The sequence below is a fragment of the Kitasatospora sp. NPDC007106 genome (assembly GCF_040634455.1).
Classification (GTDB): domain Bacteria; phylum Actinomycetota; class Actinomycetes; order Streptomycetales; family Streptomycetaceae; genus Kitasatospora; species Kitasatospora arboriphila.
This window is the reverse complement of sequence record NZ_JBEYFP010000101.1, coordinates 1-14,779: the sequence shown is the minus strand read 5'-3', so window position 1 is coordinate 14,779 and position 14,779 is coordinate 1. Positions and strand designations below refer to the sequence as shown.

12 protein-coding genes and 1 tRNA gene are annotated in these 14,779 nt (G+C 73.7%); 5 read left to right on the top strand and 8 right to left on the bottom strand.

What is annotated here, in order from left to right; all coding sequences use genetic code 11:
• Positions 1–1,564 (top strand): nitrate- and nitrite sensing domain-containing protein (locus ABZ641_RS12400; RefSeq protein ID WP_359981212.1); only part of this gene is annotated, 1,564 nt, incomplete at its 5' end.
• Positions 1,561–1,902, top strand: coding sequence for a DUF742 domain-containing protein (locus tag ABZ641_RS12395; RefSeq protein ID WP_359981210.1), 342 nt, complete (start codon positions 1,561–1,563; stop codon positions 1,900–1,902). The genes ABZ641_RS12400 and ABZ641_RS12395, both read left to right, overlap by 4 nt.
• Before the next feature lie 80 nt (positions 1,903–1,982).
• On the opposite strand, the gene ABZ641_RS12390 is transcribed toward ABZ641_RS12395, so the two are convergent.
• Positions 1,983–3,461 carry a catalase gene (locus tag ABZ641_RS12390; RefSeq protein ID WP_344625561.1) on the bottom strand — a complete coding sequence of 493 codons (1,479 nt, stop codon included), beginning with the start codon at positions 3,459–3,461 and terminating at the stop codon, positions 1,983–1,985.
• 105 nt (positions 3,462–3,566) lie between these two features.
• On the opposite strand from ABZ641_RS12390, the gene ABZ641_RS12385 reads away from it, so the two are divergent.
• Complete coding sequence (locus tag ABZ641_RS12385) at positions 3,567–3,983, top strand: Fur family transcriptional regulator (RefSeq protein ID WP_344625562.1); 417 nt, start codon at positions 3,567–3,569, stop codon at positions 3,981–3,983.
• A 25-nt stretch (positions 3,984–4,008) separates the two neighbouring features.
• Here the strand turns inward: ABZ641_RS12385 and ABZ641_RS12380 are convergent, their stop codons facing one another.
• The 3 genes from ABZ641_RS12380 to ABZ641_RS12370 all read right to left on the bottom strand — a co-directional run bounded on the left by ABZ641_RS12380 (position 4,009) and on the right by ABZ641_RS12370 (position 9,367).
• Complete coding sequence (locus ABZ641_RS12380) at positions 4,009–5,934, bottom strand: tetratricopeptide repeat protein (RefSeq protein WP_359981208.1); 1,926 nt, start codon at positions 5,932–5,934, stop codon at positions 4,009–4,011.
• A gap of 380 nt (positions 5,935–6,314) precedes the next feature.
• Positions 6,315–6,388: transfer RNA gene (locus ABZ641_RS12375), tRNA-Met, on the bottom strand.
• Positions 6,389–6,445: 57 nt separating this feature from the next.
• The gene (locus tag ABZ641_RS12370; RefSeq protein ID WP_359981216.1) at positions 6,446–9,367 is read right to left on the bottom strand and encodes a UPF0182 family protein; all 2,922 of its coding nucleotides are present in this window, start codon (positions 9,365–9,367) and stop codon (positions 6,446–6,448) included.
• Between the two features lie 177 nt (positions 9,368–9,544).
• On the opposite strand from ABZ641_RS12370, the gene ABZ641_RS12365 reads away from it, so the two are divergent.
• Positions 9,545–10,105: a PPA1309 family protein gene (locus tag ABZ641_RS12365; RefSeq protein WP_344625564.1), complete on the top strand. Its 561-nt coding sequence runs from the start codon at positions 9,545–9,547 to the stop codon at positions 10,103–10,105.
• Positions 10,106–10,156: 51 nt separating this feature from the next.
• Here the strand turns inward: ABZ641_RS12365 and ABZ641_RS12360 are convergent, their stop codons facing one another.
• The 4 genes from ABZ641_RS12360 to ABZ641_RS12345 all read right to left on the bottom strand — a co-directional run bounded on the left by ABZ641_RS12360 (position 10,157) and on the right by ABZ641_RS12345 (position 13,357).
• Complete coding sequence (locus ABZ641_RS12360) at positions 10,157–11,284, bottom strand: PDZ domain-containing protein (protein ID WP_344625565.1); 1,128 nt, start codon at positions 11,282–11,284, stop codon at positions 10,157–10,159.
• 50 nt (positions 11,285–11,334) lie between these two features.
• The gene (locus ABZ641_RS12355; RefSeq protein ID WP_030274884.1) at positions 11,335–11,517 is read right to left on the bottom strand and encodes a hypothetical protein; all 183 of its coding nucleotides are present in this window, start codon (positions 11,515–11,517) and stop codon (positions 11,335–11,337) included.
• A 237-nt stretch (positions 11,518–11,754) separates the two neighbouring features.
• Positions 11,755–12,204 (bottom strand): molybdenum cofactor biosynthesis protein MoaE, encoded by a 450-nt coding sequence (locus tag ABZ641_RS12350; RefSeq protein WP_344625566.1) that lies wholly within the window; start codon positions 12,202–12,204, stop codon positions 11,755–11,757.
• A gap of 103 nt (positions 12,205–12,307) precedes the next feature.
• Positions 12,308–13,357, bottom strand: a complete 1,050-nt coding sequence (locus ABZ641_RS12345) for an NAD-dependent epimerase/dehydratase family protein (protein WP_344625592.1) — start codon at positions 13,355–13,357, stop codon at positions 12,308–12,310.
• Positions 13,358–13,649: 292 nt separating this feature from the next.
• Between ABZ641_RS12345 and ABZ641_RS12340 the strand changes: the two genes are divergently transcribed.
• A partial coding sequence (locus ABZ641_RS12340) for a zinc-dependent metalloprotease (RefSeq protein ID WP_359981204.1) occupies positions 13,650–14,779 on the top strand: 1,130 nt, incomplete at its 3' end.

The following is a 14,779-nucleotide window of genomic DNA, read 5'->3' as shown; positions in this document are numbered from 1 at the left end:
GCGTGCGGCGCTCGCCGGGCTGAGCACGCTGGCCGGGCTGCGCGGCCGGGCCGACACCGGCGCCGCCGACCGGGCGGAGGCGCTGAGGTTCTACACGGGCGCGGTCACCGCGCTGAACGCGGCGGCCTTCGCCGACCGGGACACCACCGGCGACCGGCGGCTGGCGGATGCGCTCGCCACGCTGGAGGCGCTGAGCCGGGCCACCGAGGCGGCGGCGCTGGAACGCGGCACGCTGAGCGGCGTGCTCGCGGCCGGCTCGTTCCGGGGCGGCGACTACCCGGCGTTCGTGCGGATCACCGCCGACCGGGGTGCGGCGCTCGCCGACGTGCCGCGCACCGCCCTGCCCGAACGGACCGCCGCGCTGGACGCCGCGCTCCGCAGCCCCGCCGCGGTGGCCGCGGCCGGCATGGAGCAGCAGGCCCTGGACGGCTGGGCGGCGGCCCGGCTGCCGGTCCGCGCGGACGCCTGGTGGCAGGCGGCGACGGAGCTGGTCGACGGCCTGTACGTGGTGCAGTCCCAGGCGGCCGGCGACGCGTCGGCACGGGCCGCGGAGCTCCGCTCGCAGGCGCTGCGGGCTCTGCTGGTGGACGCCGGGCTGGCGCTCGCCGCGGCCGTCGGCGCGGTTCTGCTCGGCCTGCTGGCGACCCGGTCGATCACCCGGCCGGTGGCGGCGCTCGCCGCGGAGGCGGAGGAGCTGGCCGACCGGGTGCTGCCGGAGGCGGTGGAGCGGGCGCAGACGGGCGGCGGGGCGGCCTCGCCGGGCGCGGCCGCGGCGGCGGGCACCGCGGAGCTGGAGGTGCTGGGTGCGGCACTGGACCGGGTGGCGGGGACGGCCGTCCGGCTGGCCGTCGAGCAGTCGGTGCAGCGCCGCAACACCGCACGGTCGCTGGCCGGCCTGGGCCGGCGCAACCAGTCGCTGGTGATGCGCCAGCTCGGCCTGCTGTCGGCGCTGGAGCGGAGCGAGCAGGACCCGACGGCGCTGGCGAACCTGTTCGAGCTGGACCACCTGGCGACCCGGATGCGGCGCAATGCGGAGAGCCTGCTGGTGCTGGTCGGCGAGGCGAGTCCGCGCCACTGGCCGCAGCCGGTGGCCCTGGGCGACGTGGTCCGCTCGGCGCTGGGCGAGGTGGAGGACTACCGCCGGGTCGTGCTGCGCCGGGTGGACGGGGTGCTGGTCGACGGGGGTGCGGTCGCGGAGGTGGCGCACCTGCTGGCCGAACTGATCGAGAACGCCCTGACCGCCTCGCCGCCGGACACCGACGTGGAGGTGTTCGCGCGACTCGGCGTGGACGGCTGCCTGGTCGTGGTGACGGACCACGGGCCGGGCCTGGACGAGTCGGCGCTGGACCTGGCGAACACCCGGCTCGCGGGGCGGGAGAGCTTCCTGGTGGACGGCGGCGGACAGCTCGGCCTCTACGTGGTGGGCCGGCTGGCGGAGCGCCTGGGTGCGGTGGTGCGGCTCTCCCCGGCGCCGGTGCACGGGGTGACGGCGACGGTGGCGCTGCCGTCGGCGCTGCTGGCGGACGGGGTGCGGCCGGTGCCGGCGGTCGGGGTGGCGGGATGACCGGGTTCGACGCGGGCGAGGTGGTCCGCCCGTTCGTGATCACCGCGGGCCGCACCAGGCCGGTCCGGGACGAGCTGCGGGTGGAGACGCTGGTGACGGCGCAGCCTGCCGCGCTGGCGGCGCCGCTGGGGTTCGAGCGGCACCGGATCGTGGAGCTGTGCCAGTACCCGCGGTCGGTGGCCGAGCTGGCGGCGCTGCTGACGGTGCCGCTGGGGGTGGCCCGGGTGCTGGTCGCCGACCTGGCGGCGGAGCGGTTCGTGCGGGTGCACGAGCGGGCGGCCGAGGACGTGTCCGTGGCGCTGCTGGAGCGGATCCGGGACGGCCTGCTGCGGCTCTAGGACGGCGGTGGTGCCCGCCCGGACGTGGTCGCGGGCCCCGGGTGCGCCGTTGCGCTCCCGGGGCCCGCGGTCTCAGGCCGTCACTTCTGCTTGCGCAGCTCGCGGACGGCGTCCTCCAGGCGGCGGCCGTAGTCGGCGTCGGCCTTGCGGAAGTTCTCGATCGCCCGCTCGACGATGTCGTCGCGGTCGGCCGAGACCTTGGCGATGAAGCCGGAGAGGTTCTCGATCAGGCGCTGCTTCGCGCCGTCGTCCATCAGCCGGTAGAGGTTGCCGGCCTGCACGAAGTCGTCGTCCTCGGCGTGCGAGGGGGCCTCGTGGTTGCCGGTGGTGCCGGTGACCGGGACGGCGGACCAGAGCGGGCGGCCGGTCTGGACGGGGCCGCCGAAGCTGTTGGGCTCGTAGTTCTTCTGCCGGCCGTGGCGGCCGTCGTAGAGGTGGCCGTCGCGGCCGTTGGTGCGGGCCTCGGTGGCGTGCGGGCGGTTCACCGGCAGGTGGTCGGCGTTGATGCCGACGCGGTAGCGGTGGGCGTCCGCGTAGGCGAACAGGCGGCCCTGCAGCATCTTGTCGGGGGACGGGCCGATGCCGGGCACGAAGTGCGCCGGAGAGAAGACCGACTGCTCGACCTCGGCGAAGACGTTGTCGGGGTTGCGGTTGAGCTCCAGCGTGCCGAACTCGACGAGCGGGTAGTCGGCGTGCGGCCAGACCTTGGTCAGGTCGAACGGGTTGAAGCGGTAGGTCGCGGCGTCGGCCGCGGGCATGATCTGCACGCTGACCGTCCAGGTCGGGAACTCGCCCCGCTCGATGGCCTCGCGCAGGTCGCGCTGGTGGCTGTCGGGGTCCTCGCCGGCGAGCTTGTTGGCCTCGGCCTGGGTGAGGTTCTTGATGCCCTGGTCGGTCTTGAAGTGGTACTTCACCCAGAAGTGCTCGCCGGCCTCGTTCTGCCACTGGTAGGTGTGCGAGCCGAAGCCGTCGAGGTGGCGGTAGCTGGCGGGGATGCCGCGGTCGCCGAACAGCCAGGTCACCTGGTGGGTGGACTCGGGCGACAGGCCCCAGAAGTCCCAGACGTTGTCCGCCTCCTGGGAGCCGCTGTACGGGTCGCGCTTCTGGGTGTGGATGAAGTCGGGGAACTTGATGGCGTCCTTGATGAAGAACACCGGGGTGTTGTTGCCGACCAGGTCGTAGTTGCCCTGCTCGGTGTAGAACTTCAGCGCGAAGCCGCGCGGGTCGCGCACCGCGTCCGCCGCGCCGAGGTTGCCGGCCACCGTGGAGAACCGGAGGAAGGTCTCGGTCTGCTTGCCGACCTCGGAGAGGAACGCCGCCCGGGTCCAGGGCGTGACGTCGGCGGTCACGGTGAAGGTGCCGTAGGCGCCGGCCCCGCGGGCGTGCACCACGCGCTCCGGGATGCGCTCGCGGTTGAAGTGGGCGAGCTTCTCGAACAGCAGCTGGTCCTGGATGAGGGCCGGGCCGCCGGTGCCGGCCGTCTCGGTGTTCTGGTTGTCGGCCACCGGAGCACCGGACTCCGTGGTGAGGGTGGGCCGCAGCTCGTCCTGGGTGGTCATGGGGAGGGTCCTTCGGTCGTCCGGTCGTATCGGATCCGATCCTAACTTGGACTCAGTCCAAGTCAACACTAGAGCCAATTCGAGAACGTGCCTTACTCTGGGTCCATGAGCGACCTGCTGGAACGACTCCGAGGACGCGGCTGGCGACTGACCTCGCAGCGCCGCGCGGTCGCGGAGGTGCTCGAAGGCGACCACGTCCACCTCACGGCGGACGAGGTGCACGCCCGCGCCGTGGCGAGACTCCCGGAGATCTCCAGGGCCACCGTGTACAACACGCTCGGCGAACTGGTCTCGCTCGGCGAGATCCTGGAGGTCTCCACCGACGGCCGCGCCAAGCGGTACGACCCCAATGCGCACCGGGCCCACCAGCACCTGGTCTGTTCCGGCTGCGGCACCGTGCGCGACGTCCGCCCGGAGGGCGACCCGATGGCCGCCCTCCCCTCCGCGGAACGCTTCGGCTTCACCCTGACCGGCGCCGAGATCACCTACCGCGGGCTCTGTCCGGACTGCTCGCCCGGCTGACCCCGCCGCGTGCGCCCTGCGCGTCCTACGCGCTCAGCTCCGCGCTCAGCGCACCGAGCAGCCGCGCCGCCCGCTCCGCCACCTCGGCCGGGCCGGACTCCGCGGCCCGCCGGCACCAGTTCTCCGCCTGCACCGGCTCGCCGCGCCGCAGCGCCAGCAGCGCGAGGCGCAGCGCCGCCCGCCCGTGCCCCGCGTCGGCGGCCCGGGTGTACCAGAGCACGGCCTCGCTCTCGCCGTCGTGACGGGCCAGCAGCAGGCCGAGGTTGAACGCGGCACTGCGGCTGCCGGCCTCGGCGGCCCGCCGGTACCAGTGCTCGGCGGTCTGCAGTTCGCCGCGCTCGGCGGCGCGCACGCCCATCCGCACCTGCGCCCTGCGGTGGTCGGCCTCGGCCGCCACCGTGTACCAGTGCTCGACCTCCGCGTCGGCGTCGCCGCGCCGCTCCAGCACCGCGGCCAGCCGGAAGGCGCCCTCGGCGGAGCCGCCGGCCGCGGCCTGCCGGTAGCGCTCCAGCGCACCGGCGGCGTTGCCGCGCTGCTCGTGGACGACGGCGAGCTGCAGGGCGGCCTCGCCGTGCCCCTCGGCGGCGGCCCGGGCGTACCACTCGTGGGCCTGCGGGAGTTCGCCGCGGCCCGCGTGCAGCACGCCGAGGTTGAAGGCGCCGTCGACGCTGCCGGCCTCGGCGGCCTTGGAGAACCACGGCTCGGCGCCGGACTCGTCGCCGCGCTGCAGCAGCACCACGGCCAGCGCGTTGCAGGCCTCCCGGTGGCCGGCGTACGCGGCCTTGCGGTACCACTGCTCGGCCTGGGTCCCGCGGCCCGTTCCGGCGCAGAGCAGGCCGAGGTTGAAGGCGCCGTTGTGGTCGCCTGCGTCCAGCGCGGCGCGGTACCAGCGCTCCGCCTCGGCGGCCTCGCCGCGGCCGGCGTGCAGCGCGCCGAGGGCGTTGGCGGCGTTGCCGTCGCCGGCCTCGGCGGCCTCCTGCCACCACTCGGCGGCGGCCGCGAGGTCGCCCGCGTCGCGCAGCAGGAAGCCGAGCGCGCAGGCCGCCCGGGGCTCGCCGTTCTGCGCGGACTGCCGGTACCAGCGGGCCGCCTCGTCGAGTTCGCGGCGCTCCTCCAGCAGCACGCCGAGCCGCAGCGCCGCGCGGGCGTGGCTGCGCGCGGCGGCGGTGCGGTACCAGGTCTCGGCGGTCTCCTTGTCGCCGGCCGCCTCGCGCATCCGGGCGAGCCGGTAGGCGGCCTCGCGGTGGCCGGCGTCGGCGGACACCTTGAACCAGCGCTCGGCCCGGACGTCGCGCCGGTGCTCCATCAGGTCGCCCAGGGCGTAGGCCCCGAGCGGGTGGCCGTGTTCGGCGGCGAAGTGCAGCCAGTACTCGGCGGCCTCCTCCTCGCCCTGGTCGCGGAGCTGGAGGCCGAGCGCGTGCGCGGCGGGCGCGGAGCCGGCGACGGCGGCCTGCCGCCACCACTGGGCGGCCTCGGCGCGGTGGCCGCGCTGGTGCAGCAGCACGCCGAGGTTGTTGGCGGCGGCGCGCAGCCCGGCCGCGGCGGCGGCGCGGAGGTACGGCTCGGCGTCCTCCAGGTCGCCGCGGCGCAGCAGCATCGCGCCGAGCTGGCTGGCGGCGCCGGGGTCGCCGGCGTCCGCGGCGGAGCGGTGCCGGCTCTCCAGGGCGGCCTGTTCGCGGGCGGCGAGGGCGGTCTCGAAGCTGGCGGCGTCCTCCGGTTCGGCGGCGGGCTCGTCGTCCGCGGCGGCCGGGTAGCGGCCGACGGCGTCGACGAGCTGCTGGGCGGAGATCCGGACGAGGCTCTCGGGGCCGTAGCTGCGCTGGGCCGGCAGGCCCTGCTGGGTGTCCTCGGCGGACTGCGCCCAGGCGTCGGTGTCGGCCTCGGCGTGCGTCTGCGGCGCGGCGGCCGGTACGGACCTCGCCCCCGTGTCGTTCCTACCGATCAGCTTCATGCCGGCTCCCGCTCCCCCAGAGTGCTGCGGCATCCGCCGGGGGCGCCGTGTCGGCGGCCGCCGCCCCCTGCCGGTCCGAAAGGGTGTCGGTCCGATAAGGAGTCAACAGCCGTTCGGCTTCCCCCATGTGGTCCATCGTCGCATCACCCGGAACCCGCGTACACCTGCCCCGGACCACGTCTGGGCGGAGCGGGCCGAAGCTTGCGGGAGTGCTTCAGCGCTTTGTCGATTTCCCGACATCGGGCCGCACAAACCCCGGCAGCGACGACGGGGCCGGGGCGGCCGAATCGATACTACCGGAGCCGACCCCCTCTTGATCGGAAAACGACAGGGCCCGGAGCGCCAGATTGATCTGGCGGCCTCCGGGCCCTGATCTTCAGTAGCGGGGACAGGATTTGAACCTGCGACCTCTGGGTTATGAGCCCAGCGAGCTACCGAGCTGCTCCACCCCGCGTCGGTGAGAAAACCATAGCACGGACGCAGGGTGGACCAACAAATCGGTTCTCGCAGCTCAGGGGGTGGCGGAGGGCGACGCCGAGGCCGACGGCGACGGCGACGCGGAGGGCGCCGGGCTCGCCGGGGCGCTGCCCGGCTGCGCCTTGGCGGCCCGGTCCAGCGCCTCCTGGAGCGCCTTCTGCGCCTGCCCGTACGCCGCCCAGTCGCCGTTCTTCAGCGCGGTCTGACCGTCGGTGAAGGCCTTCTGGGCGTCCTGCAGCGCCTTCTGCAGGTCCGGGTTCGCGCCCGTGCCGGGTGTGGTGGGAGTGGGCGTGGTCGGTGTGGCGGGGGCGGTCGGTGTGGTCGTCGCGCTGCCGGACGCGCCGGGCAGCACGGCGGCGAGCGCCTTGGCCAGGTTGTCCTCCAGGGCCACCTTGTCGCCGTAGACCGCCAGCACCTTCTGCAGCACAGGCGCCTTGGCGCCGCGGCCCAGCAGGTAGACCGGCTCGATGTTGAGCAGGCCGCCGCCGACCGGCAGGGTCAGCAGGTTGCCGTACTCGATGTCGGAGTCACTGCCGGTCTTCAGCAGGGTGAGCTGGTTGGCCACCGCCTTCTCGGAGTTGAACTTCGCCTGGGTCAGCTTGGGCCCGAGCGCGCCCGATCCGGCCGGGATCTTGAGCACGCGCATCTTGCCGTACTCCGGACCGGGGTCCGCACCGACGGCCATGAACGCCGCCAGGTTGTCGCGGCCGCCCGGCACGAAGCTGCTGGACAGCGAGAAGCTGGCCGACGGGGCGCCGGGCATCTTCAGCGTCAGGTAGTACGGCGGCTGGACCTCACCGGTGTTGGTGGTGGGGTCGAGCGGCACCTGCCAGATGTCCGTGCCGTTGAAGAACGCGTCGGCGTCGGTCATGTGGTACTGGCCGAGCAGGTCGCGCTGCACCTTGAAGAGGTCCTGCGGGTAGCGCAGGTGCGGCATCAGCGCGGCCGGGATCGCCGAACGGGCCTTGACCGTGCCGGGGAAGGCCTTCATCCAGGTCTTCAGCACCGGGTCGTTCTCGTCCCACTGGTACAGCGTCACGTCACCGGTGTACGCGTCGACCGTGGCCTTCACCGAGTTGCGGATGTAGTTGACCGTGTTGACGGCGGTCAGGGTGCGGCCGCGCTGGTCGGTCAGCGAGTCCTTGGTCGACTCGCCCAGGGCGGTCTTGGAGGAGAACGGGTAGCCGTCCGAGGTGGTGTAGCCGTCCAGCACCCAGACCAGCTTGCCGTCCTGCACCACCGGGTACGGGTCGGCGTCGATCGACAGCCAGGGCGCGACCTTCTCCACCCGCTCCTTGGGCGTGCGGTCGTAGATCACCCGGGCGCCGTCGGTGATCGCCCCCGAGTAGAGGATCTGCGGCTCGGAGAACTTCATCGCGTACGCGGCCCGGGTCAGCGGGTTGTCCAGCGAGACGCCGCTGCCGCCGTCGTAGGTGAAGGTCTGGTCGGCGCCGCTCTCGGAGGTGTAGTCGATCTCCTGGTTGCTGCCGCCGACGATGGAGTACGTCCGGGTCTTCTCGCCGTAGTACACCCGCTGGCGGTAGTCGCCGAAGGTGCCGTCGGTGGGCAGGCCGGACTGGGTGTAGACCGGGTTGCCGTTGCCGTCGACCTGGTTGCCCTTGGCGGCGACGACGCCGTAGCCGTGGGTGTACTTGAAGTGGTCGTTGATCCAGTTCCGCTGCTGGACACCGCTCAGGTCCAGCTCGCGGGCACCGAGCACGGTGTCCTGGTTGCCGTACCGGTCGACGTCCAGCGTCCGCGGGAAGGCGTAGTACTTGCGCAGCGCCTCGTTCTGCTGGAACGTCGGCGCGACCACGTTCGGGTCGAGCAGGCGGATGTCCGCGATCGTCTGCGCGTCCGGCGCGGCGGCGCCCGCCTTGGCGGCGTCCTTCGGGTCGTACTGCTGGGTCTCGGTGTCCGCGATGCCGTAGGCCTTGCGGGTCGCGTCGATGTTCTTCTGGATGTACGGCGTCTCCTTGGCCTGCTCGTTCGGCTTGACCTGGAACTGCTGCACGATCGCCGGGTACACCCCGCCGATCAGCACCGCGGAGAGCGCCATCAGCCCGAAGCCGATCAGCGCCGGCGCCCAGGTGCGGCGGATCGGCGTCAGGAAGAAGAGCAGCGCGCAGATGACGGCGACGAAGAACAGGATGGTCTTGGCCGGCAGGAAGGCGTTGGCGTCCACGTAGCGCAGGCCCGTCCAGCCGTCGACGCCCTTGTACGCGCCGGACTTGACCGCCAGGCCGTACCGGTCCAGCCAGTAGGCGACGGCCTTCAGCAGCACGAACACGCCCAGCAGCACCGCGAGGTGGCCCTGCGCGCCGCGGCTGGCCCGGCGGCCCGGCCCCTGCAGGCGCAGGCCGCCGTACAGGTAGTGCACCAGCACGGAGGCCATCAGCGAGACGATCACCGCGCTGAACGCGAAGCCCAGCAGGAACTCGTACCAGGGCAGGTCGAAGGCGTAGAAGGCGACGTCCCGGTGGAACTGGGGGTCCTTCACCCCGAACGGCGTCCGGTTGGTCCACAGCAGCCAGGTGCGCCACTGCCCGGAGGCCGCGGCGCCGGCGACCAGGCCGACCAGCAGCGCGACCGCGACCAGCAGCCACTTCTTGTACGGCGCCACGCCCGCCCGGTAGCGGTCCAGGCTCTGCTGCTCGACCGACATCGCGGCCATCGGCGGCCGCAGCCGGTGCGCCAGCCAGACGTTGGCGCCGACCACCACGGCCATCAGCAGGCCGAAGACGGCGAACAGCCCGGCCTTCGTCCGCAGCTGGGTGGTGAAGACCGTGGCGTAGTCGACCGATTTGAACCACAGCCAGTCCGTCCAGAAGCCGGACACCAGCGCGAACAGCAGGAACAGCACGGCGAGCACGCCCGCCGTCAGCAGCAGGACCCTGGTGCGCCGCGAGGGCGGGCCGACTCTGGCACGGAAGCCCGGCTCCGGGCGGTCCGGCATCTGGAAAACCAAGGTGGCACCTCTGCTGTGTCGTGAACGTGGTCGGATCGGTCCCCTGTGCAACTTAGACCGTCTTCACCTGAGTTCCCGCCGGGCCGCCCGCCGGCCCTCCCGAGACCCGACCGTTACCGGGCCCGGCGGGGCTTCCGGGCACCGCGGACGTGTGAGGATTGGGGCATGTCCGATGCACCCCTCACGCCCGCCGACGGCCTGCCGCCGGCCGCGTCCCCGCTGACCCGCGCCGCCCTGGAGATCGACGAGTACGCGGCCACCCTCGGCTGGGACCTCCCCGCCCGGCTGTTCGCGCTGGTCGACACCGCCGCGCTGCGCAAGGCCGACCCGAAGCTGGCCCGCCAGCTCGGCCTGGCCGCCGACGAGGCCACCGGGCTGACCCCGGTCGAGCAGGACGAGCTGCCGGCCGGCGCCGAGCTGGACAAGTTCCTCGGCACCATCGCCTGGCCGGACCAGGTGGTCGGCTGCGCGCTGGTGGTCGAGCGGCTGATGCTGCCCCCCGGTGCCGAGCAGTCCCGCCCGAAGAACGCCACCGAGAAGGAGCTCGCCGGCTGGGTGGCGAACCACCCGCAGCGGCAGGAGGTCCGGATCACCGCCGCGGTGCTGCGCGACGGCTCGCGGGAGATCGCCCTGCGGCTGCGCGAGAAGGACGTCGCCCGCGAGGTGCTGACCGGCCCCGACCTGGTGCCGGGGCTCACCGAGGCCCTGCTGGCCACCTTCTCCTGAGCCGGGCCGGCCGGGGCGCCCGCGAGGTGCCCCGGCCCGTTCCCGCGGCTCCTACTTCGGGCAGGACGGCAGCGCCGAGGTGTTGCCGGAGCGGATCTGGTCCAGTGCCTTCAGCGCGCCGCCGAGGCTGTCCACCTTGACCAGGGTCAGGCCGTCCGGGGTGCCCTTGCCCGCCTCGGAGCAGTTCTCGGCCGGCGTCATGAAGTACTCGGCGCCCTTGTCCCGGGCCGCGATCAGCTTCATCTGGATGCCGCCGATCGGGCCGACCTCGCCCTCGTCGCTGATGGTGCCGGTGCCGGCGACGAACTTGCCGCCGGTCAGGTCACCGGGCGTCAGCTTGTCCACGATGCCGAGCGAGAACATCAGGCCGGCGCTGGGGCCGCCGACGTCCTGCAGGCCGATGTCGATGGTGAACGGGTAGGTGTGGTCGTTGCCCGGCAGGATGCCGACGATGGCCCGGCCGTCGGAGGCCTTGCCGGTGGTGACGGCGACCTTCTTCTCGGCCGCCTTGTCGGTCGCCGAGCCGTTCGTCCCCGCCGAGCCGTTCGTCCCCGCCGTGCCGCCCGCGGCCGCGGTGTGCGGGACGACCGTGAACTCCACCGTCTCGCCCGGCTTGTGCTTGGTGACCAGCGCGGCCACCTGCTCCTTGGCGGTCACCGGGGTGCCGTCCACCGCGACGATCCGGTCGCCCGCGTGCAGCTTGCCCTCGGAGGGCCCGCCGGCCACCACCGAGGAGACCACGATCTGCGTGCCGACCGGGATGCCGAGCTGCTTGAGCGCCGCCGTCTTGGCGCTGTCCTCGGAGGAGGCGAACTGCTCGGCGTTCTCCTGCTGGGCCTCCTTGTCGGTCTGGCCCTTCGGGTAGACGTTGTCGTGCGGCACGACGAGGACGTCCTTGCGCAGCCAGCCGATCACCGCCGAGACCAGGCTCGGCTCGTACTTGGCGCCGGTGACCTGCACCGTCGTCATGTTGAGGTGCCCGCTCGTCGGGTACGTCTCGTGGCCGCTGATCGCGATCACCGGGACGGAGCCGCCCGACTTCTTCTCCTGCTCACCGAGCGTGTTGTAGGTCGGGCCCGGGCTCATCTCGGTGTACGGCACCCGCATCAGCACGGAGGCGCACAGCAGGCCTATGAGCATCAGGGTGGCGGCGAGCATCGTCGCGGAGCGGCGTGGCATGGATCGACAGTACGGGAAGGCGGCGGTGGGGCGCTGCCCGGCCCGGGGCCTCAGCGGCGGGGGCCGTCGCCGGAACCGACGGTGGAGCGCTCCATGGCGGCGCGGAACCGCTCGTGCTCGGCGAGCGAGGCCGGATCACCGGTGGCGCGGGGGGTGCGGGCCGCCCAGCCCGCCCAGACCATGGCGGCCAGTGCGGCGGCGACGGGGATGATCAACCAGGCGAGCGCAGCCATGTCCGTACTCCCAGCTCGTCGTGTCTATCAGCAGATTAACCGTCCGCGCAGACAACGGCGGCAGGGGGCGCCGGGTTACGGCCGCGGTGCGTCCGCGGCAGGGTCGTGGCACACCCGTGGCGGGGCCGCCGCGGGGCCGGGACAGCGGGCCGGGAGGGCGCCGCGGGCCGCCGCGCACCGGGGCGGGTGCCCGGGGGCGGCCCCGGCGGGCGATGGGGCGAACGGGGGACGGCGGGGTCAGCAGGTGCCCGCGCCGACCCACTCCTCCTCGCCGTCGCTGAAGACCTGGTGCTTCCAGATCGGCACCTGGTGCTTGAGGTCGTCGATCAGGCGGCGGGCCGCCTCGAAGGCCTCGCCGCGGTGCGCGCAGGAGACGGCGACGATGACGGCCTTGTCGGTGATCTCCAGCCGGCCGACCCGGTGCACCGCGGCCAGCGCCTTCACCGGGAAGTCCGCGACGATCTTCTCGGCGATCCGGCGCATCTCGTGCTCGGCCGTCGGGTGGGCGCTGTACTCCAGCGCGGAGACGGACTTGCCGCCGTCGTGGTCGCGGACCGTCCCCACGAAGACCGTGGTGCCGCCGGCCGCGTCGTCGCCGACCGCCTCGTACACCTCGTCCAGCGACAGCGGGGTGTCGCGGATGGCGAGCAGGCGGATCGGGTCGTGGTTCTCGGACATGGTCACCATGATTCCCCATGAGGGATGCCGCCCGGCAAGGGCTTCCGCATCACGATTGGAGCATTCCGCAGAGCGGAACGCCGAAGCAGGGTCGGGCAGGGCGGGCGACGGCTCAGAACCGCCGCCGCTTGCGGGCCCGGCGGACCAGGGCGGCGGTGCCGACCAGCGCGACGGTGGCGCCGGCCGCGCCCAGGCTGGTCGCCGCCTCCTTGCCGCCGAGCCGGCGGCCGGCCACCGCGTGCTTGCCGGAGACCTGGGCGAGCAACTCGGCGAGCACCTCCTCGTTGCTGTGCTCCGGGCGCCAGCCCGCCTCGTGCAGCCGGCTGCCGGAGACCACCCACGGGTACATGGTGTAGGCGAGGTCGCCGGCCGGGGCCGGGGTCAGGCCGAGCCGGTGCAGCCGGGCCGCGGTGCCGAGGGCGAGCGAGGCCGGCAGCTCCATGCGGCGGATGCCGGAGAGCTCCTCGACGTCCTCCTGCTCCAGCCAGCCGTCGGAGCCGACGGTGACCTCCCCCTCGACCAGGCCGAGCGCCGCGTACTCCAGCGCCGAGGCGAGGTCGTCGACGTGGCAGAACTGCCAGCACGGCCGCGAGCCGGCCACCACCAGCAGCCGCGGCGCCTCGAAGTGCCGGGTCAGCACGGTGTCGATGCCCGGGCCGACCACCACCGCCGGGCGGAGCACGGTGATCTGCAGGCCCGGGTGGGCGCGCGGGGCGCGCCGGGCGAGCCGTTCGATCTCCAGCAGGTCGCCGACCAGCGTGGCCTCCTCGGTGGCCCGCAGCTCGGAGTCCTCGGCGAGCGGCACCTCGTTGTCCGGCAGCGCGCCGTAGACCATCGCCGAGGTGCAGAGCACCACCCGGGAGACGCCGGCCGCCGCGGCGGCGGTCACCACGGTCTGCGCGCCCCGCACGTTGTACGCGCTCCGGGCCCGCGGGTCGGTCTCCATGCCGAGGTCCATGGCCAGGTGGACGACCACGTCGACGCCGGCCAGCCGTTCCGCCACGGCCGGGTCGCGGACGTCCAGGATCCGCCACTGCACACCGGGCACCTCGCCGCGGCGGTCGTCGATCGCGAGCACCCGGCGGACCCCCGGGGAGTCGACCAGCCGGGCCGCGACCCGCTCGCCGAGCACGCCGGCCGCCCCGGTGACGGCCACGGTCAGCGGCCTGCCGCCGTAGGCTGGAGACGGCGAAGCCGCGGCGGCCGCGCTGTCGTCCTCACCTCCGGTCAGCCCAGAGCGAACGTCCGAAGGCGGGGAACTCACCGGCCATCCTCCACGGTTAGCTTATGTGCGTACGTACGAGTGTCACGTACCGTCCATCCTGCCCGAGGCAAGGGCCCGGCGGGCGCACCCGGCGCCATCGGGCCGCGAGACCATGGACACGTCCCGCCTCCGCGGGCACACGAATTCCCCGCCACAACCCGCGTGACGGCCGAGCAGATCTGAGGACCCCGTGAGCGACCTCCCCTTCGGATTCTCCGTCCCGCCCGAGGAGCCCGAGGACGGCAAGGGCAAGCAGGACGACCAGGGCGACGCCGCCGCCAAGGGCGGGGGCGGCCAGGACGAGACCCCGCAGCAGCCCTTCGGCTTCGGCGCGGGCAACCCGCTCGGTGCGCTGTTCGGCATGGGCGGCGCCGGCGGCGACAACCCCTTCGGCGCGATGATGGGCAACCTCAACCCCAACGACCTCGGCGCGGCGTTCCAGCAGCTCGGCCAGATGCTGTCCTTCGACGGCGGCCCGGTGAACTGGGAGCTGGCGCAGAACATCGCCCGGCAGACGGTCGTCGCCGAGCCCGCCGAGGGCCGCAGCAAGGACCGCTCGGTCGGTGCGGCCGAGCGCACCGCGGTCGTCGAGGCCGTCCGCCTCGCCGAGCTGTGGCTGGACGCGGCCACCGAGTTCCCGTCCGGCTCGACCACCGCCGTGGCGTGGAGCCGCGCCGAGTGGATCGAGGCGACCCTGCCGGTCTGGAAGGACCTGGTCGACCCGGTCGCCGAGCGGGTCGGCAACGCCATGGGCGGCGTGCTGCCGCCGGAGATGCAGGCCATGGCCGGCCCGCTGATGGGCGTGATGCGCTCGATGGGCGGCGCCATGTTCGGCACCCAGATCGGGCAGGCGCTGGGCGCGCTCGCCGCCGAGGTGGTCGGCTCGACCGACGTCGGCCTGCCGCTCGCCCCGTCCGGCAAGGCCGCGCTGCTGCCGCAGAACATCGCCGAGTTCGGCGAGGGCCTGAGCGTGCCCGCCGACGAGGTGCGGCTCTACCTCGCCCTGCGCGAGGCCGCCCACCAGCGCCTCTTCGCCCACGTGCCGTGGCTGCGGGCGCACCTGTTCGGCGCGGTCGAGGCGTACGCGCGCGGCATCAAGGTCGACACCTCGCGGATGGAGGAGCTGGTCGGCCAGCTCGACCCGACCAACCCGGAGGCCCTCCAGGAGGCGCTGGCCGGCGGTCTGCTCCAGCCCGAGGACACCCCCGAGCAGAAGGCCGCCCTGGCCCGGCTGGAGACGGCGCTCGCGCTCGTCGAGGGCTGGGTGGACGCGGTCGTGCACGCCGCGGCCTGCGGCAGGTGCGGCTGGGCGGCGGCGTG

Excerpts from the sequence above, each read along its gene's own strand:
- ABZ641_RS12395 (WP_359981210.1), top strand. The coding sequence starts at position 1,561 with ATGACCGGGTTCGACGCGGGCGAGGTGGTCCGCCCGTTCGTGATCACC.
- ABZ641_RS12390 (WP_344625561.1), bottom strand. The coding sequence starts at position 3,461 with ATGACCACCCAGGACGAGCTGCGGCCCACCCTCACCACGGAGTCCGGT.
- ABZ641_RS12385 (WP_344625562.1), top strand. The coding sequence starts at position 3,567 with ATGAGCGACCTGCTGGAACGACTCCGAGGACGCGGCTGGCGACTGACC.
- ABZ641_RS12380 (WP_359981208.1), bottom strand. The coding sequence starts at position 5,934 with ATGAAGCTGATCGGTAGGAACGACACGGGGGCGAGGTCCGTACCGGCC.
- ABZ641_RS12370 (WP_359981216.1), bottom strand. The coding sequence starts at position 9,367 with ATGCCGGACCGCCCGGAGCCGGGCTTCCGTGCCAGAGTCGGCCCGCCC.
- ABZ641_RS12365 (WP_344625564.1), top strand. The coding sequence starts at position 9,545 with ATGTCCGATGCACCCCTCACGCCCGCCGACGGCCTGCCGCCGGCCGCG.
- ABZ641_RS12360 (WP_344625565.1), bottom strand. The coding sequence starts at position 11,284 with ATGCCACGCCGCTCCGCGACGATGCTCGCCGCCACCCTGATGCTCATA.
- ABZ641_RS12355 (WP_030274884.1), bottom strand. The coding sequence starts at position 11,517 with ATGGCTGCGCTCGCCTGGTTGATCATCCCCGTCGCCGCCGCACTGGCC.
- ABZ641_RS12350 (WP_344625566.1), bottom strand. The coding sequence starts at position 12,204 with ATGGTGACCATGTCCGAGAACCACGACCCGATCCGCCTGCTCGCCATC.